Raw genomic sequence first — 18,775 nt, 5'->3', positions numbered from 1 at the left:
TTATTTTTTTTTCAAATTTAAGAAAAAGGAAACAACCATAATCCATATTATGATTTATTTATAGATGTTAAATAAGTTGGAAACTAAATGAATTGCTAAATTTTCTAAAGTTTTCAACAAATAGGGATAGTGTTACGTTGTAGTACTATTTATAGGTTGAAAGTACTAGATTTTTTCTGAATAAATTAAGTTCAGTCTAAAAAAAAATATTAATTTTAAAAATTGATTAGGCCAAAAAAGGGTAGAATGCTTTAATAATCAAATAAAAAAAAAGTTATGATAAAAAAAATAACAACTGTTGCTGGATTAAGCATACTACTTTTAGCAACAGCTTGTAAAACTACAATTTCAAAAATGAATACAGAAAAAAAGGAGACGGGCTCTGAAAAGAAAATAGTCGTTTATCAGGTTTTTACCCGATTATTTGGGAATAAAAACACTACGAATAAACCTTGGGGTACAATTGAGGAAAATGGAGTTGGGAAGTTCAATGATTTTACGGATAAAGCATTGAAAGAAATAAAAGATTTAGGAGTAACTTTTATTTGGTATACTGGAGTTCCACATCATGCATTGGTGCAAGATTATACTTCAATTGGAATTTCAAATGATGATCCCGAAGTGGTAAAAGGTCGTGCAGGTTCTCCTTATGCTGTAAAAGACTATTATAATGTTAATCCAGATTTAGCAGTACATCCGGCAAATCGCTTACAGGAATTCGAAAGTTTAATTGCCCGAACTCACAAAGCGGGAATGAAAGTAATTATCGATATTGTTCCCAATCATATTGCGCGGAAATATGAAGGTAAAAGTAATCCAAAAGATATTCACGACTTTGGTGCAGATGATGATGTTTCTGTAGAATACAGTCGTGATAATAACTTTTATTATATTCCGAATACTTCTTTTGAAATTCCTGATGGAGATTTGCCATTAAATGGAGAAAAAAATCCACTAATTGACGGAAAATTCGATGAGTTTCCTGCAAAATGGACCGGTAATGGTTCGCGTAAAGCTAAACCAGATAAAAATGATTGGTATGAAACAGTAAAAGTAAATTATGGAATTCGTCCTGATGGCTCTAAGGATTTTTCCGAACTTCCAGAGGGTTTCGAAACCAAATCCTATAAGCAACATTTTGATTTTTGGGCAACTAAAAGTGTGCCCAATTCTTGGATAAAATTCCGTGATATTGCCCTATATTGGACAGCAAAAGGAGTAGATGGTTTTCGTTACGATATGGCCGAAATGGTACCATATGAGTTTTGGAGTTATTTGAACTCTTCAATAAAAATGAAAAATCCAAATGCTTTTTTATTGGCCGAAGTATACAATCCGCAGGAATATCGCAATTATATTCATCTAGGGAAAATGGATTATTTATATGATAAGGTAGAAACGTATGATAAACTAAAAGATGTAATTCAAGGAAAATCATATCCTGACGGACTTTCGGATATTCAAAAAAACATGACCGACATTGAGCATCACATGTTGAAGTTTTTAGATAATCATGACGAACAACGATTGGCAAGTCCTGAATTCGCAGGGACTCCTGAAAAAGGGAAGCCGCTTATGGTAGTTTCAACAACAATCAGCACTGCGCCGATTATGATTTATTTTGGTCAGGAAGTGGGAGAAGCGGGAAATGAAAATGCCGGTTTTGGTACACATTCCAGAACTTCAATTTTTGATTATATAGGAGTTCCTAATCATCAACAATGGATGAATGAAGGGAAATTTGATGGCGGTCAACTATCAAAAGAAGACAAAGACTTACGTGATTTTTATAAAAGATTGCTTAATTTCTCGGTTAATAGTTCTGCACTAATGGGGAATTTTCAAGAAATCCAGACTGCAAATCGCAACATAACCTCAGGTTATGACATTGCAATTTATGCTTATACTCGTTGGTCCGACACAGAAAAATTGATTATTGTAACTAATTTTTATTCGCTTGCTTCCAGTAATTTCGATCTACGAATCCCTGCTGATATTATTCGAAAATGGAAATTGAAAGATGGAGTTTATACTATTACAGATCAATTGTATCATGAAAAAAAGACGCAATTGCGAGTGGAAAATGGGGAAGGGAAAGCTCAAATTTCAATCGGGCCTTCAGAATCATTTATTTTTCAGTTGTAACTCGTATGGTAATAATTGCATAATTAATTATTGTACCATTTAAAATGAAAAAAGCTGAAGTAAAATTAATTTACTTCAGCTTTTTGATTTTATAGAATTCAATTTAATATTTCCTTCTCAGTGCAGCATCATAATTTTCACCTACTTTTTTCCAATTCACAACGTCTAAAAAAGCTTCGATATAACTTCGTCTTCGGTATTGATATCCTAAATAATAAGCATGTTCCCATAGATCTATAGTTAATATTGGAGTGCCAGGGATAACGGCATTCCGCATCAATGGGTTGTCTTGGTTTTGAGTACTTGTAATTTGAAGATTCCCGTATTTATCAACGATAAGCCAAGTCCAAGCTGAGCCAAATTGATTTGAAGCTTCTAATTTGAAAGCGGTTTTAAAATTTTCAAAAGAACCATATTTTTTCGTAATCACGGATGTTAAACTATCATTTACTTTTTCTTCTGATTTTGGACCCATACATTTCCAATATAGGGAATGGTTGTAGTATCCGCCAGCATTGTTTCTAAGTTCTGGATTGTTTAGATCTAATTTTGCTAAGACCTCTTCTATTGTTAGATTTTCCAGCGGAGTTCCTTCTAATGCTTTATTTAAATTATTGGTATATGTTAGATAATGCTTTGAATAATGCATTTCCATTGTTAAAGCTGAGATGTTTGGAGCCAAAGCATTGTAGGTATAGGGTAGTTTTTCCATCAAAAAGGAACCTTCATTTGCCTTTACGTCATCAGGATTACCGATGCCAATTTTCTCTTGGGAAGTTGGTAGAGGAACTTCTACAACTTCTGTATATTTTTTGTTGTTACAGGAAACAGTAATAACTAGAAGTAACAAACTTGAAAGTATGAAATAAATTTTTTTCATAATGAGAACAATTATTCCTGTAAAGAATTTATTAATTCGATATATTTTTCTTTGGCCTTATTAACCGATAAGTGACTAACTTGAATCCAAGCATTGATTTTGAAAGCATTTCTTAAATCAGAACTTTCGGTATGATTGTAATTTAATGTGCCAAAAGTAGCTTGTTTATAGTAGGCATAAAGTCGTAACTGCACATCTTGGGGTAATGATGCTTGAGTCATTTTTGAAGCAATTACTATTGCTTTTTGAAACCGTATGTCTAAAGCTTCCTTGTTCATTCAGATTTAGTTGCAATTATTGTTTTCCCGCCAATTGCTTTTTGATTAAGGACAACATTTAAAGGTGTTCCTAACGGTAAAAAGATATCTACTCTTGATCCAAATTTGATAAAACCGGCATCTTCTCCTTGAACTACTTGCATTCCTTCTTTGGCATAATTAACAATTCTTCTTGCCAATGCACCAGCAATTTGACGATACAGCACTTCTCCAAAGTTTTTGTTTTCAATTACAATTGTAGTTCTTTCGTTTTCCTCGCTTGCTTTTGGATGCCAAGCCACCAAGAACTTCCCTGGATGGTATTTGCTGAATTTTACAAGGCCACTTAGCCCATATCGAGTAACGTGAACATTGATTGGGGACATAAAAATAGAAACTTGAATGCGTTTATCTTTGAAATATTCGCTTTCATATACTTCTTCAATAACTACTACTTTTCCATCTACAGGAGCTAGAATTTCATTTTTATTGATGATTACGTTGCGGCTTGGATTTCTGAAAAATTGTAGAATTATGATTAACAATGCGAAAGCAATAATTTGTATCGTCATTCTTAACCAATAGATATCTATAAATTTATCAGTTAATAAAAGTGCGACAGCTGTAAAAACAGTGCCGATTAAAATAGATTGAGCTCCTTCTTTATGAAACATAGTTTAGTATTTGGTAAAATAAAAATATTATTGGTGCTACAAATATAACACTATCTAGACGATCTAGAATGCCTCCATGGCCAGGCATAATTGCTCCACTATCTTTTACACCAGCAATACGCTTGAATTTCGATTCAATTAAATCGCCAATTGTACCAAAAACACCCACAATTAAGGCAATTATTGTCCAAATAAGTATCGATTTTTCGCTAAAATTGGCATTTGGTTTTATGTATAATTTTGATATTAAAAAACCTGCAAAAGTGGCAAAAACAATTCCTCCCATAAATCCTTCTATTGTTTTCTTGGGTGATACTTTTTCGAATAATTTTCTTTTGCCAATTGATTTCCCTACCAAATATGCAAAGGTATCATTTGTCCAGATAAGAATTAACAAACCAATAATTATTTTAGGGTTGTAATCATTAATTCCAAATGAAATTTTGGTGATAAAAACAAAAGGTAAAAATATATAACCTAATAAATAGATGTATTTGGATGATTTAGATAAAGTTTGGATTGAGTCATTAAATAAAAAGAAAATACATTTTATAAAAACTAATAATGTAGTTACAAGTAATATTGAATTAAGAAGTGCAACGTTTACAGTGATTTTAATGTTTTTATCCAAAAATTCATTGATGTAACTTTCAGTTTCATTTTTGTAAAAGCTAATTAAACTGATAAAGGTGTAACAAATTGAAACTAATAAAAGTGGGATAACTTTATTAAATTGTATTAAATTACAAAATTCATAGGTGGCAATAAATAAAAAAATACCAAATAGAATTATAAAACTTTCAGTGCTAAACAGTATTGAAGCAAGTAATAAAATTACATAAACAGCACCAGAAAGTGATCTCTTTAGAGTTTCATTCATATTATTGGTCTTCTAAAAGCAATAAATATAGATTTTTTGCAGTACTTCCGTATTGTGTAAAATCTTCCTCTTCCACTTTTTCGAAATATTTCATGGCAGTGATGTTAGTCGGATAATCTTTAACATACTTCTTTTTTATAACGCTTAGGCCATCGCTTTTTGAACCAATAATTTGGCTTGTAGTAGCAATTATAACAATGTTAGCTGGTAATTCATTTGGCTTTTGTTGCTTAATTTGCTTGGATGAAAACAAAATAGAACCTTCTTCAGCTATTAAATTTTCGCAACTTCCTAAGAAAAATGCAGGGGTTTTAGGTTTGTCGTGTGTGATCTTATTGTCATCAAGCATCTGATAAAGATTGGGCTCAAAACATAATGCTTCACTTTCGAACCAATCATTTTCTTCCAGTATATTTTCTAGTTGATCCTTAACTTCTGCTGCATTTTCGCAGTATAAAAATTTTCCGCCGTTTTTCTTAAAATTATAGATAAATAGCTCATCTAAAGGCGCGTCAATGTCTGGATAGAATTTGCTATTTTCATTTTCTTTCTCTTCATCTGAAGCGGGATTAATGGAACCAAAAAATTTTCTAAAAAGACTCATATTTTTCTAAACTACTTTAAATATTATTCGAAAACGTTCAAAGATAAAAAAATCTTAATTCAAAAGCGGGTTTTGAATTAAGATTTTAAAATAATATACGTTTTCAGGTATTATGAGACTACTTCTTCTAAATTAGCGTCAAAAGTTCTTTTACCAAAAATTGTTTCCAAGTCATCTTTAAAAATAACTTCTTTTTCAATAAGAATATCTGCCAGTTGATTCAATTTGTCTTTGTTTACTTCTAATATTTGAATTGCTCTCTCATATTGACCTTCTATCAATGAGGAGATTTCTTTATCTATAACCTTGGCAGTTTCATCAGAATACGGTTTCGAGAAATTGTATTCGTTTTGTCCAGTTGAATCATAGTAGGTAACATTACCAATTTTATCATTCAAACCATAGATCGTGACCATAGCCCGAGCTTGTCTGGTTACTTTTTCAAGATCACTAAGAGCTCCAGTTGAAATTTTATCGAAAGTTACTTTTTCAGCTGCTCTTCCTCCCATTGTGGCACACATTTCGTCTAGCATTTGGTCAGTTCTAACAATTTGTCTTTCTTCGGGTAAATACCATGCGGCTCCGAGGCTTTGACCACGAGGGACAATAGTTACCTTAATAAGTGGTGCAGCATGTTCTAACATCCAGCTCACCGTAGCGTGACCAGCTTCGTGAATTGCGATGGCTCTTTTTTCATCAGGAGTGATAATCTTGTTTTTCTTTTCAAGACCTCCAATAATTCTGTCTACAGCATCAAGAAAATCTTGTTTGTCTACCGCTGTTTTATTATATCTTGCAGCAATCAAAGCTGCTTCGTTGCATACATTTGCAATATCTGCTCCTGAAAATCCTGGAGTTTGTTTAGCAAGAAAATCTAAATCAAGACCTTCTACTTTTTTGATTGGTGCCAAATGAACTTCGAATATTTCAGCTCTTTCGCGAATGTCTGGTAAATCGACAAATATTTGTCTATCAAAACGACCTGCACGCATCAAAGCTTTGTCAAGTACATCTGCTCTGTTTGTTGCTGCTAATACAATTACGTTTGAATTGGTTCCAAAACCATCCATTTCAGTTAGCAGTTGATTCAGAGTATTTTCACGTTCGTCATTTCCTCCTGACATATTGTTTTTTCCTCTTGCTCTTCCCACAGCATCTATTTCATCAATAAAAATGATTGCAGGCGCTTTTTCTTTGGCTTGTTTAAACAAATCACGTACTCTTGAAGCACCAACTCCCACAAACATTTCAACAAAATCAGAACCTGATAGAGAGAAAAAGGGAACTTGAGCTTCGCCAGCTACTGCTTTTGCTAATAAAGTTTTTCCTGTACCTGGAGGGCCAACTAGTAATGCTCCTTTTGGAATCTTACCTCCAAGATTAGTGTATTTTTGAGGGTTTTTAAGGAATTCTACGATTTCCTGAATTTCTTCTTTTGCCCCTTCTAAACCTGCTACATCTTTGAAAGATGTTTTAATATCTGTTTTTTCGTCAAAAAGTTTGGCTTTAGATTTTCCAATGTTGAAAATTTGACCTCCGCCACCACCAGCGCCACCGGACATTCTTCGCATTATGAATATCCAAACTCCAATAATTATGATGATTGGCAATAAGCTAACAAGTATATCCGTCCAATTATTTTTTGGTAAGAAATTAAAGTCTTTTAATCTTCCTTCAGCAACTGCTTTTTCAAGTTTAGTTTGGAATAATTGATCATTTCCAATAATAAAAGTATAATGAGGCCCTTTATTTGGACGATCAAAAACATCGTTAGCAACTTTTTTATTTTCAGCTTCTTTTAGTGCTGCTGCAGTTAAGAATACCTCAGCTTCGGTTTTATTATAAACAATTACTTTTTCAATTTTACCTTTTTCTAGATAAGAATTAAAATTTGACGATGTCAATTGTGCAGGTTCTTGAAAACTTGAGCCTCCAGTGATGAAACTGATAAACAAGAAAATTAATAAGATTGCGGAATAAATCAACCAAGGACTTACCTTAAATTTATTCGAATTTGGATTGTTATCTTTAGCCATTATAGTATGTTACTTTAGTATTTGTTTTCGATTGTGGTAATTTTAGCATCACCCCAAAGACTTTCGATATTATAATATTCTCGTATGTGTTTTTGAAATACATGAACCACAATATTTACATAGTCCATAAGAACCCATTCTGCATTATCAGTTCCTTCAATATGCCAAGGCTTATCTTTTAATTCTTTCGAAACTATTTTTTGGATTGAGTTAACAATGGCATTAACTTGGGTGTTTGAGTTACCATTACAAATGATAAAATAGTCACAAACTGCGGTATCTAAATCTCTTAAATCTAGAATATCGATGTCATTTCCTTTTACTTCTTCAATTCCTTTGATGATGTTTGCCAATAAAACATCATTGTTTATAATTTTTTTTGTCATGAATTTTTTTTAATAAGTTTGCAAAGTTACCATTTTTTGTGTTTATTTTTGACCTTATACATAATATTAAATTCTGTTTCACAAATAACTTCTCATGAAACTAATCAAACTCGATGCCATAGATTCAACAAATGATTTTCTAAAAGGACTGTCAAACAACCAATCTATTGAAAATTTCACGGTTGTTACGGCAGAAAGTCAAACAAAAGGTAAAGGGCAAATGGGTTCTGTTTGGGTTTCGGAAAAGGGTAAGAATCTAACAATGAGTGTTTTGGTAAATGATTATTTGTCAGATATAAGTGCTGTTTTTGATATTAACATTGCTGTTTCGATTTCTATAATTCAAGTTTTAAAAGATTTGCATATTCCTAAATTAAGTATTAAATGGCCAAACGACATTATGTCATACAATAAAAAGATTGGCGGAATTTTAATTGAAAATAGTATTAAAAGTAATGGGACTATTCATTCAATTGTTGGAATAGGGCTAAACATCAATCAAACTGATTTCACAAATTTACCAAAAGCTTCAAGTTTAGCAAAAATTTGTAGTACCACTTTTGATAAAGAAAAGATACTTTTAATGATAGTTGAAAAATTAAAGCAAAATATTCAATTTTGGAATGTAAATGCAATTTCAATGTGGGCAAAATATAGCGACAATTTATTTAAAAAAGGAATTCCTATGACTTTTTTAGATAAAAACGAAAAGTATTTCATGGGGATTATCCAAGGTGTTTCTACAATAGGGAAGCTCGAGGTTCTATTAGAAAATGATTCTGTTTCCGATTTTGATATTAAAGAAATTCAAATGTTATATTAATTTTAAATAGCTACTTTTTAAATGCAAAAAGCCTTTCGTTTTTAATGAAAGGCAATTGTAAATATAAATAAAACCGTTATAATTTTGTCATGTTAACAGCCAAAGTTTCTATGAATTTTCCAATGGGTCCTTTTATCATCATTGCCATCATTGGGTTAAAATCGCCTTCGAAATCTAGTTTTACATCGCTCGATTGTTCTGAAATGGCATTAATGTTTGCCACTAAAGTAAATGGTAATTTATCACTTGCAGCACCTAGTATTATTTTGTTTGGTGCTGTTTTTTCTTTCATCTTTAATTTTATTTCGGGCATTCCTTTTAATCCAAAAATAAAAGCGTCATCACCTATCAATTCAAATTTTGCGATATTATCAGGCATTAATTTTTCGAAATTTCTTACATCGCTTAATAAATCAAATAATTCTTGAGCTGATTTTTCGATAGGTACTTTAGGACTTTCTAAATTCATTTTATTTTATTTTGGATTTATTAATGTGATACAAAAAATGACTATTTTTTTAAACACTCCAAGTTGATGGACTTAAATTCCATTCTCTCAAAGTTTGTTCTTCTTCCTCGGTGATGTATTTTTTGGCGACAGCCAAATTCAATAAATTTTGATAATTACTTAAAGTTAACAAATCTACATTTGCGTTTTTTAAGTTTTCTTGAGCAATATCAAATCCATAAGTAAATATGGCAGCCATTCCTTTGATGTTAGCACCAGCAGCACGTAACGCTTCAACAGCAAGTAAACTACTGGTTCCTGTACTAATTAAATCTTCGACAATAACTACATTTTGTCCTTTTTGTAAAAAACCTTCTACTTGGTTTTGTCGACCATGTTTTTTGGGTTCAGGACGTACATAAACAAAAGGTAATCCCATACTTTCGGCTACAAGAATTCCAATTCCTATGGCTCCAGTAGCTACTCCAGCAATTACATCAGGCTTTCCAAATTGTTTTTCAATGTGTTTAGAAAATTCATCTCGAACATAATTTCTTATGGCTGGAAATGAAAGAATTATCCGATTATCGCAATAAATCGGTGATTGCCATCCCGAAGCCCATGTAAAAGGATTTCTTGGATTCAATTTAATTGCATTTATTTGCAAAAGCAATTCGGCAGTTTTTTCGGCTGTATCTTTATTAAATATCATAATACAAATGTATAAAGTTTTTGTTAACGATAAACCACTTTTTTTGACAAATGAAATCTCTAAGGAGACAAATTTTCAATTGTTTTTACTGGAAAGTATTGATATAAAGCAACTTATAGTAAAAATATTCCAAAATAAAATTCAAAAAGCTTATTTGTATCATCCTGATGAAAAGCAAATTATGAAAACTCTTAAATCAAAAATCCCAGTAAATAAAGCTGGTGGAGGATTGGTTTACAACAAAAAAGGAGAGATTTTATTTATTTTCAGAGGAGGAAAATGGGATTTACCTAAAGGAGGAACAGAAAAAGGGGAAGAAATTGAGGATACCGCAATGCGAGAAGTGGAGGAAGAAACTGGGGTAAATAATTTGAGGGTTACTAAAAAACTTCAAAAAACTTACCATATTTTCAAACGAAATGGAAATTATAAGCTTAAAATCACTCATTGGTTTGAAATGCAGTCTAATTTTGATGGAATTCTAGTTGGGCAAATAAATGAAGGAATAGAAAAGGTAGCATGGATTCATCCTAATGACGTACCTGAAATATTGCAAAATTCTTACGAAAATATTAAATTGTTATTTGAAGAAGGCTCCAGTGAACAGTTTTCAGTAAACAGTTTTCAATAGATGTTCTTTTATTTGAATGTAAACTGCTTCTGTTCACTGCAAACTTTTTTACTACCTTTGCAAAATGAATAAAAAATACCATTCCAACAATATACTACTCAATTTAGGTATCGAAAACTTAAATGAAATGCAAGTTGCAGCCCAAGAAACTATTTTGAGCGACAACAATATTCTATTACTTTCGCCAACAGGTTCTGGTAAAACATTGGCTTTCTTGCTTCCAATATTCGAAATGCTGAAACCCGAAATACTTTCTGTTCAATGTTTGATTTTAGTTCCTTCGCGTGAATTAGGATTGCAAATTGAACAGGTTTGGAAAAAAATGGGAACGGAATATAAAGTTAATGTTTGTTACGGTGGACATTCCATCGATACTGAAATTAAGAATTTAAGCAATCCGCCAGCTGTTTTAATTGGGACTCCTGGGAGAATTGCAGATCATATTGATAGAGGGACTTTTCGTTTGGACAAAATAGAAACTTTAATTCTTGATGAATTTGATAAATCGTTGCAATTGGGTTTCCACGAGCAAATGTCTTTTATTATTGGAAAATTATCCAAACTGAACAAACGTGTTTTGGTATCGGCAACTTCTGATATTGAAATTCCAAAATATACTAGAGTAGTTAATCCAACCATTTTGGACTTTATTCCAAATGAAGAAGAAGAAAAATCGAATCTAGCGATGAAAATGGTGGTTTCGAAGGAAAAAGATAAAATTGGTAGTCTTTTTAATTTGATTTGCTCGTTAAAATCTCAGTCGGCAATTGTTTTTTGTAATCACAGAGATGCTGCAGAGCGCATTAGCGACACTTTAAATGAAAAAGGAATTTATTCTACTTATTATCATGGAGGTATGGACCAAGACGAACGAGAACGCGCTTTAATTCAATTCAGGAATGGGAGTGTAAGTTATTTGATCACAACAGATTTAGCTGCTCGTGGATTGGACATCCCAGAAATGAATCATGTAATTCATTATCATTTGCCTTCAAAAGAGGATGAATTCACTCATAGGAATGGTAGAACAGCGCGTATGTTGGCTTCAGGAACAGCTTATGTAATCGCTCATGAAAGCGAGAAAAAGTTGGATTATATCGATTATGGAATGCCAGTTTTTAAAGTGGAAAATAGTACTTCTTTACCCAAACCGCCTGAATTTCAAACTATTTATATTAGTGGTGGAAAGAAAAATAAATTAAATAAAATTGATGTCGTTGGTTTCTTTTCCCAAAAAGGAAAACTTGAAAAAGGAGATTTAGGACTAATAGAAGTAAAAGATTTTATTTCTTTTGCTGCTGTGAAATTTAATAAAGTAAAAGACTTGCTTCATAATATCAAAGACGAAAAAATGAAAGGCAAGAAGTTTAAAATTGAGGTTGCCAGAAAGGTAATTAAGAAAGAGGAGGAGTAGTGTTCAGATCGCAGATTTCAGATTTGAGATTAAGAAGGTTAATCATCTCCATAAAAAAATAAAAACAAAAACGTCTTGATTTCTCAGGACGTTTTTGTTTTTTTGCTAACTGCTAACTGCTAACTGCTAACTGCTAACTATGTTTTCTTAACGTATTGAGTAATAATTACAATAGTTTGTCCGTCAACACGGCCTTCAATGTATTCGGCGTTTTCGTGGTCTAGTCTAATGTTTCTAACGGCAGTCCCTTGTTTTGCTATCATGCTGGAACCTTTTACTTTTAAATCTTTGATCAATACAACAGAATCTCCAGTTTCAAGAATAACTCCGTTTACGTCTCTATGAATTATTTTGTTTTCGTCTTCTTCTCCTTCGCCAGTAGCTTGTGCCCAAGATAGAGTTTCCTCGTCTAAATACATTTGTTCCAGCAATTCTTGAGGCCAGCCGTTTTTACGTAATCTACTAAGCATTCTCCAAGCCACAACTTGTACAACGGTGTGTTCGCTCCACATGCTGTCATTCAAGCATCTCCAGTGGTTTAAATCTACGTTGTCTGGGTTTTCTATTTGGTCAATACAAGTGGTGCAAGCTAAAATAGTTTCGTCTAATCCCCCTTTTTTAGTTGGTAAAACGGTGTATATTTTTAGGTTTTCTGTTGCTGCGCAAAGTTCACATTGAGATCCGCTGCGTTTATATAATGCTCTTTCCATTGTATTTTTTTGTATGTTTTTTTTGCGAAAATAGGGCTAAATAACGCTTATCGCAAATATAAGCGGAATACTATTTTGTTACTTTAACAGCTTGTGGAACTAATAATTCATATTCTCCATGGTTGCGAATTACGTCTCTCACAATGCTAGAGCTGATATACGAAGTTTTTGCGGCGGTTAATAAAAATACAGTTTCTATTTTCGACATTCTTCTGTTGGTGTGGGCAATGGCTTTTTCGAATTCAAAATCAGCTGGATTACGTAGGCCTCGAAGGATAAAATTCGCATTTATTTTTTGGCATAAATGAATGGTTAGTCCTTCATAAGTGATGACAGAAACCTTTGGTTCATCTTTGAAAGTTTCCTCGATAAATCTTTTTCTTTCTTCAAGTGGAAACATATATTTCTTTTCGGAATTGATACCAATAGCAATAACAATTTCGTCAAAAAGTGGAATAGCTCTTCTAATAATATCTTCATGACCTAAGGTTATTGGGTCAAATGAGCCTGGAAAAATAGCTTTATTCATTTTAAATTTTATTTATTTGTTTTTCAATTCTGGCGTCTGGTATAATCCAAAGCAATGCTACTGTAATATATAGTAAGCCTGAAATCCATGGAGATACAAAAGCTAATGGGATGGCTAAAATATAACAAGTTGCTGATATTTTGCCTTTTATATCTTTTTCAACTGCTTTCTGTAATATAGAATCTGGACCTTCCAATTTTATGATTTTATTCTGAAGAATGGTATAAGAAATGGCTGCCATAAACAAAATAAAACCATAAATGCTCATCGGAACAGCAGCGAAATGATGTTCACCAATCCAACTTGTGCCAAAAGGAATTAAGGACAACCAAAAAAGTAAAAACATATTGCTCCATAAAATCGAACCATTAATTTTTTTTACGACCTGAAACATATGATGGTGATTGTTCCAATAAATCCCAATATAAGCAAAACTCAAAACATAACTCAACAAGGCAGGAATAAGTGGTTTTAAAGACTCAAAACTGCTTTCTTCGGGCGCTTTGATCTCTAAAATCATTATCGTGATGATTATGGCTAAAACACCGTCACTAAAGGCTTCGAGTCTGTTTTTGTTCATGGTTTAATTGTTTCGTAGCAATCCTCATGATTTAATTTGAATTTTATGTCTTCGATCTGCAGCATAAAGTGAATTTAAAAGTATTGATAAACTACAAATAAATCTAGTGTTTTTTATTATGTTGTTCTAATTGTTTTTATAGCTTCAACCCATTCTTCTTTAGAGCAGACATTGCATTTTGCTGTTCCCGCTTTTTGTTTTTCAGTATGTCCACAAAAAGCACAAGCAAAGACGCCGTTTATTGGAATTGTTTTATTTTTTTTAAGAAATAAAGAGGGCAAAATAGGTAAACCGTATTTTACTTCTTGATCTGGATAATAAAACACACTTATTTCTCCACTGGTTTCTATAAAGGCATTTTTTACCTGACCCAAATGTTCTATGGATTTGATGCGAAGTTCAGAGAAAAATTCATCTTGAGCCAAACTTTCTTTTTTAAAGGTACTAATAGAAAATTTACCTTCCTGAATAAAACATTCTGTTTTTCCTTCAATAAATTCCTCAAATTTCTTGCTTTTTCCTGTAAGCCAGGTTACCGAACGGTATAGGCTGATTATTACCAGAAACACTGTTGCTGCTGGTATTATTCCAACGTCTTCATAAAACATCGGGTCACCAGCTGCCGATCCTAAAGCGATAATGATTACAGTTTCGAAAACTGATAATTGCTTTACGCCGCGTTTTCCTGCTAATTTTAAAGTCAGTAATAAAATTAGGAACATGACTGTTGAACGGAATATAACTTCTAAAATAAAATTTTCAGGCAAACCATTAAAAAAAAGTCTATTCCATTCAAAAATTTCTTTCATGATTATTTAGTTTTTGAGACTTAATTCAATCGCATTGGTAAACAAATCTTCCAATGAAATTCCTGCCGCTTTGGCTTGTTGTGGGATCAAACTTTCGGTAGTGAGACCTGGAATTGTGTTCATTTCGAGCATAAAAGGTTCGTCATCTACGATGATGAATTCGCTTCTTGAAAATCCTTTCATTTTTAATATTTCATAAGCGCGTTTGGCAATGTCACCAACCTTTTGTGTCATTTCTTCGGAAATTCTGGCAGGTGTTATTTCTTGTGATTTACCGAGGTATTTGGCTTCATAATCGAAGAAATCATTCTCGGAAACTATTTCGGTTAATGGTAAAACAATTATTTTTCCTTGATAGTTGATAACTCCAACAGAAACTTCGGTGCCATCTAAGAAACTTTCGATGATGATTTCGTTGTCTTCTTTATAAGCCACTTCAATGGCAATTGGTAATTCGTTGGCGGTTTTTACTTTAGAAATTCCAAAACTTGAGCCAGCTTTATTGGGTTTCACAAAACAAGGCAAACCTAGTTTTTTTACGATTTCGTCAGTGTCAATATGATCTCCTTTATTCAGATAATAGGATGTGGCTGATTTGATGCCATAAGGTTTTAATACTGACAATAAATCACGTTTATTGAACGTTAATGCAGATTGATAATAATCGCAAGATGATTGTGGCATTCCAATTAAATCAAAATAAGCTTGTAGCAATCCATCTTCGCCCGGTGTACCGTGAATGGCATTGAACACACAGTCGAAAGTTATTTTTGTACCATTGGCTGTGGTTGAAAAATCATTTTTATCAATTGGAAATTCGGCTTCATTTTCATCGACATACACCCATTTTTCTTTGAAAATGTGGATTCGGAATCCGTTGTATTTGGTTTTGTCTAAGTATTGATACACAACGTTTCCGCTGATTAATGAGATTTTGTATTCGCTTGAATAACCGCCCATTATGATCGCAATGTTTTTCATGTTTTAGGTCTTGGGTATTAGGTATAAATTATGTTATTATGAAAATGATTGGTTTTTAGCCCCGATAGAAGTGAAAATCCTCCCGATTTTTCTTCGGGAGATTGCAACGAATAGCGGGAAAAAGCTCCTTCCTTCGACTGTGCTCCGGAAAACGTTAAATTATTATTAAACAAAATTAGAATTTTTTTTCGAACGAAATAGCTTTATCTTTGCTACTTCTAAAAATAAATTTATGAGTTTAGGGAATTATCTTAAGAGTCGCGTGTTTTTTGGACAAGCATTAGCCGCTCTAGTTATTATAGCAGTTTTAGCCTATTTGTTTATTCATTGGTTGACATTTACGACTGATCATGGTCACGAAATTACGGTGCCTAACCTAGCTAAGTTGACCGAGGAGCAAGTGGAGCAGAAACTGGATGAATTGGATTTGGATTATGTGCTTTTAGATAGTGTAGATTACAATAAAGATTTTCCTAAATATAGTGTGGTCGAGCAAGATCCGTTACCTGGTGCGAAAGTGAAAGTAGGTAGAAAAGTATATATCAAAATTAATGCTTCGGGCTTTTCGTCTGTAAAAGTTCCAGATTTAATTCAAAGAACCTATCGTGAAGCCGTTCCGACACTTAAAGCACTTGGTCTTGAGGAAGGTACGATTACCTATATTCCGAATCTTGGGAAAGATATGGTTCTTGAAATGCGTTTTAAAGGCAGAAATATTAAAGCAGGCGATCGTGTTTTGAAATCCTCAAAAATTGATTTGGTTCTAGGCGACGGAAAAGAAAGTTATGCAGCAGAAGTAGACACACTAGCAATACCAAATGAACAATAATAACGATACTACAGATTTAGAAGACGAATTATACGAACATTATAGATTTGACATTCCTAAAGGGCAATTGCTCTTGAGGATTGACAAGTATTTGATGAACATGATTCCGAATGCGACTCGAAATAAAATTCAAAATGCGGCGACTGCCGGAGATATTTATGTGAATGATCTTCCCGTAAAGTCGAATTATAAAGTAAAACCTTTAGATGTGGTGCGGATTATGTTGACGCATCCACCGTTTGAAAACAGGGTAGATCCTGAGGATATTCCACTTGATATCGTTTATGAAGATGACGCTCTTTTGTTGGTGAATAAACCACCCGATTTTGTAGTGCATCCCGGTCACGGAAATTATACGGGAACGTTGGTAAATGCTTTGGCATTTCATTTTAAGGATTTGCCATTGAACAGTAGTGAACGTCCAGGATTGGTGCACCGAATAGATAAAGATACTTCGGGACTTTTGGTAATTGCCAAAACCGAAGCAGCGATGACGCATCTTGCCAAACAATTTGAAGCAAAAACTTCTGAAAGGGAATATGTTGCTCTTGTTTGGGGAAATGTAATCGCTGAAGAAGGTACAATTGAAGGTAACATTGCCCGCCACGTGAAAGATCGCATGCAAATGTCGGTTTTTGCTGATCCCGAAATTGGGAAACATGCCGTGACGCATTATAAAGTTTTGGAACGTTTTGGTTATGTGACTTTGGTTTCTTGTATTCTGGAAACAGGTAGAACGCACCAGATTCGGGTACACATGAAACACATTGGTCATCCTATTTTTAATGATGAGCGTTATGGCGGTCATTTGATTCTGAAAGGAACGACGTTTACCAAATACAAACAATTTATCGATAATTGCTTTAAGGCGTTGCCAAGACAAGCTTTGCATGCTAAAACACTTGGTTTTGTCCATCCTACAACGGGAGAAATGATGCGTTTCGATACGGAATTGCCTCAGGATTTTCAGGATTGTATTGAGAAATGGAGAGGCTATTCGAAATCGCATTTGACTGAGGAGGAGTAGGTTTTAATCTTTGTTGAGATTGGCACGCTGAAAATGCAGATTTTGGCAGATTAAAAGCGGATTTTTATTTTAGTTGGAAATGAAATATAAAATTAAAAGCCTCGGATGAGGCTTTTTTTGTGGGGATTAAATATTCATAGTTTTTTATTATTGTATTCAATATTTTAGTTTTTAATCTCTTTTATTTTTCCAGTCGAACCCGTTTCACTTGGTATCAATTCATAAATCGAAGTCGGTTTTAACGCAGGTTCTATGCGATGCGAAACATAAATCACAGTCATTTTTGTTTCTTGGATTAATAGATTGATAAGGTCGATTACCAATGCCGAATTACTGTCGTCAAGTCCTTCGAGTGGTTCGTCCAGAATGATTAAAGGTGGATGTTTTAGCACTGCACGGACAATCAAAGTGACTCTTTGCAAACCCAAGGAAAGTTGGTTGAAACTTTTGTTTTTAAGCGCACTTAAATTTAGTGCTTTGAGCCATTGGGCCACAATTTGGCGGTGCAATTGCGTGGGAAGCGTATACAATCCGATGGAATCAAAAAAACCAGAAAGTATCATTTCTTCCAAAGTTTGGTTTCTTTTGAAAAGTTGTGTCATTGAAGTCGAAAAAACTCCGATGTTCTTTTTGATATCCCAAACACTTTCTCCACTTCCTTTTTTTCTTCCAAAAAGATATAATTCTTGGCCATATCCTTTTGGGTTTTCTCCCGTAATCATGGATAATAAGGTGCTTTTTCCGGAACCATTTGGGCCAATGAGCTGCCAGAATTCGCCTTGTTTTATAATCCAATTTATGGATTCGACAATGGGTCTTTCGTTATAACTTACAAAAACACCATTCATTTTTACAAGTTCTTCATTTGGGAAATTATAAGAATGTAGTGCTTTTGGAATTTGATTTTCTATTGTTTTTGTAAGTTTTTTTGAATCAGCTTCGATAGGATTTAAGGTAAAAGAATCATCAAGTATTTTTACTTTATTTGGAATAAAATCAAGGCAATCTTCAGTACGGTTGACTAATTGAATCAATCCAATAGAATGAGATAATTTTTCTAAAGCTACTGCTAAACTTATTCTTGAAGCATGATCTAAATGATCAAAAGGATTGTCTAAAATCAGAAAATCTGGTTTTTGCTTCAAGCAATAATTTAAAAATTCCTTCTTTTGTTCTCCGGCCGAAAACGTTCTGAGTTTCCGGTTCAATTCAGGTGAAGCGGCTTCGCAAATGTCGTATTGGTCTTCTTTTTCGATGAATTGTTGAATGGTAATATCCGAGAATAATAGTCCTTTTATGGTGTTGTATTCGGATAATTCATCAGTCATTTCTCCTGTCAATACGGTGTCTATGAATTGGTTTTTATTTACGAAATCAGAGATTATGATGTTCCAATGGGTTGTGTTGTTCATAGTTAAAT

General features: G+C 33.3%; 21 protein-coding genes. 6 read left to right on the top strand and 15 right to left on the bottom strand.

Annotation, left to right across the window (positions count from 1 at the left end; all coding sequences use genetic code 11):
* The first annotated feature begins 276 nt into the window (after positions 1 to 276).
* On the top strand, positions 277 to 2,145 hold the full coding sequence (locus tag E0F76_RS14505; protein ID WP_132007605.1) for an alpha-amylase family protein: 1,869 nt from the start codon (positions 277 to 279) through the stop codon (positions 2,143 to 2,145).
* Between the two features lie 103 nt (positions 2,146 to 2,248).
* On the opposite strand, the gene E0F76_RS14500 is transcribed toward E0F76_RS14505, so the two are convergent.
* The 7 genes from E0F76_RS14500 to rsfS form a co-directional block, all read right to left on the bottom strand.
* On the bottom strand, positions 2,249 to 3,025 hold the full coding sequence (locus tag E0F76_RS14500; RefSeq protein ID WP_132007602.1) for a superoxide dismutase: 777 nt from the start codon (positions 3,023 to 3,025) through the stop codon (positions 2,249 to 2,251).
* 11 nt (positions 3,026 to 3,036) lie between these two features.
* Positions 3,037 to 3,303 (bottom strand): acyl-CoA-binding protein, encoded by a 267-nt coding sequence (locus E0F76_RS14495; RefSeq protein WP_132007599.1) that lies wholly within the window; start codon positions 3,301 to 3,303, stop codon positions 3,037 to 3,039.
* On the bottom strand, positions 3,300 to 3,956 hold the full coding sequence (locus tag E0F76_RS14490) for a phosphatidylserine decarboxylase family protein (protein ID WP_132007596.1): 657 nt from the start codon (positions 3,954 to 3,956) through the stop codon (positions 3,300 to 3,302). Before E0F76_RS14490 ends, E0F76_RS14495 begins: the two co-directional genes overlap by 4 nt.
* A complete protein-coding gene (locus E0F76_RS14485; protein ID WP_132007593.1) occupies positions 3,946 to 4,836 on the bottom strand; it encodes a phosphatidate cytidylyltransferase in 891 nt (296 codons plus the stop codon). Before E0F76_RS14485 ends, E0F76_RS14490 begins: the two co-directional genes overlap by 11 nt.
* Position 4,837: 1 nt before the next feature.
* Positions 4,838 to 5,440 (bottom strand): LUD domain-containing protein, encoded by a 603-nt coding sequence (locus tag E0F76_RS14480; protein ID WP_132007590.1) that lies wholly within the window; start codon positions 5,438 to 5,440, stop codon positions 4,838 to 4,840.
* A gap of 110 nt (positions 5,441 to 5,550) precedes the next feature.
* Positions 5,551 to 7,476: an ATP-dependent zinc metalloprotease FtsH gene (gene ftsH / locus E0F76_RS14475; protein ID WP_132007587.1), complete on the bottom strand. Its 1,926-nt coding sequence runs from the start codon at positions 7,474 to 7,476 to the stop codon at positions 5,551 to 5,553.
* A 14-nt stretch (positions 7,477 to 7,490) separates the two neighbouring features.
* On the bottom strand, positions 7,491 to 7,862 hold the full coding sequence (gene rsfS, locus E0F76_RS14470) for a ribosome silencing factor (RefSeq protein WP_132007584.1): 372 nt from the start codon (positions 7,860 to 7,862) through the stop codon (positions 7,491 to 7,493).
* 94 nt (positions 7,863 to 7,956) lie between these two features.
* Here rsfS and E0F76_RS14465 point away from each other — a divergent pair, with 94 nt between their 5' ends.
* A complete protein-coding gene (locus E0F76_RS14465) occupies positions 7,957 to 8,685 on the top strand; it encodes a biotin--[acetyl-CoA-carboxylase] ligase (protein ID WP_132007581.1) in 729 nt (242 codons plus the stop codon).
* A 76-nt stretch (positions 8,686 to 8,761) separates the two neighbouring features.
* Here E0F76_RS14465 and E0F76_RS14460 read toward each other — a convergent pair whose 3' ends face one another.
* Together E0F76_RS14460 and pyrE are read right to left on the bottom strand one after the other, a co-directional pair.
* Entirely contained in the window at positions 8,762 to 9,154 is a 393-nt protein-coding gene (locus E0F76_RS14460; protein WP_132007578.1) for an SRPBCC family protein, read from the bottom strand.
* A 49-nt stretch (positions 9,155 to 9,203) separates the two neighbouring features.
* Positions 9,204 to 9,845, bottom strand: a complete 642-nt coding sequence (gene pyrE / locus E0F76_RS14455) for an orotate phosphoribosyltransferase (protein ID WP_132007575.1) — start codon at positions 9,843 to 9,845, stop codon at positions 9,204 to 9,206.
* A 7-nt stretch (positions 9,846 to 9,852) separates the two neighbouring features.
* On the opposite strand from pyrE, the gene E0F76_RS14450 reads away from it, so the two are divergent.
* Both E0F76_RS14450 and E0F76_RS14445 read left to right on the top strand, forming a co-directional pair.
* The gene (locus tag E0F76_RS14450) at positions 9,853 to 10,476 is read left to right on the top strand and encodes an NUDIX hydrolase (RefSeq protein WP_132007572.1); all 624 of its coding nucleotides are present in this window, start codon (positions 9,853 to 9,855) and stop codon (positions 10,474 to 10,476) included.
* A gap of 64 nt (positions 10,477 to 10,540) precedes the next feature.
* Positions 10,541 to 11,890 (top strand): DEAD/DEAH box helicase, encoded by a 1,350-nt coding sequence (locus E0F76_RS14445; protein ID WP_132007569.1) that lies wholly within the window; start codon positions 10,541 to 10,543, stop codon positions 11,888 to 11,890.
* Between the two features lie 137 nt (positions 11,891 to 12,027).
* On the opposite strand, the gene E0F76_RS14440 is transcribed toward E0F76_RS14445, so the two are convergent.
* From E0F76_RS14440 to E0F76_RS14420, 5 genes are all read right to left on the bottom strand, one after another.
* Positions 12,028 to 12,600 carry a PhnA domain-containing protein gene (locus tag E0F76_RS14440; RefSeq protein WP_132007566.1) on the bottom strand — a complete coding sequence of 191 codons (573 nt, stop codon included), beginning with the start codon at positions 12,598 to 12,600 and terminating at the stop codon, positions 12,028 to 12,030.
* Between the two features lie 70 nt (positions 12,601 to 12,670).
* On the bottom strand, positions 12,671 to 13,129 hold the full coding sequence (coaD, locus tag E0F76_RS14435; protein ID WP_132007563.1) for a pantetheine-phosphate adenylyltransferase: 459 nt from the start codon (positions 13,127 to 13,129) through the stop codon (positions 12,671 to 12,673).
* Between the two features lies 1 nt (position 13,130).
* Complete coding sequence (locus E0F76_RS14430; RefSeq protein WP_132007560.1) at positions 13,131 to 13,709, bottom strand: TMEM175 family protein; 579 nt, start codon at positions 13,707 to 13,709, stop codon at positions 13,131 to 13,133.
* A gap of 116 nt (positions 13,710 to 13,825) precedes the next feature.
* Positions 13,826 to 14,518, bottom strand: a complete 693-nt coding sequence (locus E0F76_RS14425; RefSeq protein ID WP_132007557.1) for a DUF421 domain-containing protein — start codon at positions 14,516 to 14,518, stop codon at positions 13,826 to 13,828.
* Positions 14,519 to 14,524: 6 nt separating this feature from the next.
* Positions 14,525 to 15,499 (bottom strand): D-alanine--D-alanine ligase, encoded by a 975-nt coding sequence (locus tag E0F76_RS14420; RefSeq protein ID WP_132007554.1) that lies wholly within the window; start codon positions 15,497 to 15,499, stop codon positions 14,525 to 14,527.
* A gap of 232 nt (positions 15,500 to 15,731) precedes the next feature.
* Here E0F76_RS14420 and E0F76_RS14415 point away from each other — a divergent pair, with 232 nt between their 5' ends.
* Together E0F76_RS14415 and E0F76_RS14410 are read left to right on the top strand one after the other, a co-directional pair.
* A complete protein-coding gene (locus E0F76_RS14415) occupies positions 15,732 to 16,328 on the top strand; it encodes a PASTA domain-containing protein (RefSeq protein WP_132007551.1) in 597 nt (198 codons plus the stop codon).
* Entirely contained in the window at positions 16,318 to 17,355 is a 1,038-nt protein-coding gene (locus E0F76_RS14410) for an RluA family pseudouridine synthase (protein ID WP_132007548.1), read from the top strand. Before E0F76_RS14415 ends, E0F76_RS14410 begins: the two co-directional genes overlap by 11 nt.
* Positions 17,356 to 17,519: 164 nt before the next feature.
* On the opposite strand, the gene E0F76_RS14405 is transcribed toward E0F76_RS14410, so the two are convergent.
* Positions 17,520 to 18,767 (bottom strand): ATP-binding cassette domain-containing protein, encoded by a 1,248-nt coding sequence (locus tag E0F76_RS14405; protein ID WP_132007544.1) that lies wholly within the window; start codon positions 18,765 to 18,767, stop codon positions 17,520 to 17,522.
* Between the last annotated feature and the right edge of the window lie 8 nt (positions 18,768 to 18,775).

This window comes from Flavobacterium cellulosilyticum (assembly GCF_004349355.1).
GTDB lineage: Bacteria > Bacteroidota > Bacteroidia > Flavobacteriales > Flavobacteriaceae > Flavobacterium > Flavobacterium cellulosilyticum.
This window is presented reverse-complemented; position numbering and strand designations above follow the sequence as displayed.

Bases quoted from the DNA above. Each gene is read 5' to 3' on its own strand.
- E0F76_RS14500 (WP_132007602.1), bottom strand. From the start codon at position 3,025: ATGAAAAAAATTTATTTCATACTTTCAAGTTTGTTACTTCTAGTTATT.
- E0F76_RS14450 (WP_132007572.1), top strand. From the start codon at position 9,853: ATGTATAAAGTTTTTGTTAACGATAAACCACTTTTTTTGACAAATGAA.
- E0F76_RS14490 (WP_132007596.1), bottom strand. From the start codon at position 3,956: ATGTTTCATAAAGAAGGAGCTCAATCTATTTTAATCGGCACTGTTTTT.
- E0F76_RS14445 (WP_132007569.1), top strand. From the start codon at position 10,541: ATGAATAAAAAATACCATTCCAACAATATACTACTCAATTTAGGTATC.
- ftsH (WP_132007587.1), bottom strand. From the start codon at position 7,476: ATGGCTAAAGATAACAATCCAAATTCGAATAAATTTAAGGTAAGTCCT.
- E0F76_RS14420 (WP_132007554.1), bottom strand. From the start codon at position 15,499: ATGAAAAACATTGCGATCATAATGGGCGGTTATTCAAGCGAATACAAA.
- E0F76_RS14460 (WP_132007578.1), bottom strand. From the start codon at position 9,154: ATGAATTTAGAAAGTCCTAAAGTACCTATCGAAAAATCAGCTCAAGAA.
- E0F76_RS14495 (WP_132007599.1), bottom strand. From the start codon at position 3,303: ATGAACAAGGAAGCTTTAGACATACGGTTTCAAAAAGCAATAGTAATT.
- rsfS (WP_132007584.1), bottom strand. From the start codon at position 7,862: ATGACAAAAAAAATTATAAACAATGATGTTTTATTGGCAAACATCATC.
- E0F76_RS14485 (WP_132007593.1), bottom strand. From the start codon at position 4,836: ATGAATGAAACTCTAAAGAGATCACTTTCTGGTGCTGTTTATGTAATT.
- E0F76_RS14465 (WP_132007581.1), top strand. From the start codon at position 7,957: ATGAAACTAATCAAACTCGATGCCATAGATTCAACAAATGATTTTCTA.
- E0F76_RS14425 (WP_132007557.1), bottom strand. From the start codon at position 14,518: ATGAAAGAAATTTTTGAATGGAATAGACTTTTTTTTAATGGTTTGCCT.
- E0F76_RS14415 (WP_132007551.1), top strand. From the start codon at position 15,732: ATGAGTTTAGGGAATTATCTTAAGAGTCGCGTGTTTTTTGGACAAGCA.
- E0F76_RS14480 (WP_132007590.1), bottom strand. From the start codon at position 5,440: ATGAGTCTTTTTAGAAAATTTTTTGGTTCCATTAATCCCGCTTCAGAT.
- E0F76_RS14440 (WP_132007566.1), bottom strand. From the start codon at position 12,600: ATGGAAAGAGCATTATATAAACGCAGCGGATCTCAATGTGAACTTTGC.
- E0F76_RS14410 (WP_132007548.1), top strand. From the start codon at position 16,318: ATGAACAATAATAACGATACTACAGATTTAGAAGACGAATTATACGAA.
- coaD (WP_132007563.1), bottom strand. From the start codon at position 13,129: ATGAATAAAGCTATTTTTCCAGGCTCATTTGACCCAATAACCTTAGGT.
- E0F76_RS14430 (WP_132007560.1), bottom strand. From the start codon at position 13,709: ATGAACAAAAACAGACTCGAAGCCTTTAGTGACGGTGTTTTAGCCATA.
- pyrE (WP_132007575.1), bottom strand. From the start codon at position 9,845: ATGATATTTAATAAAGATACAGCCGAAAAAACTGCCGAATTGCTTTTG.
- E0F76_RS14505 (WP_132007605.1), top strand. From the start codon at position 277: ATGATAAAAAAAATAACAACTGTTGCTGGATTAAGCATACTACTTTTA.
- E0F76_RS14405 (WP_132007544.1), bottom strand. From the start codon at position 18,767: ATGAACAACACAACCCATTGGAACATCATAATCTCTGATTTCGTAAAT.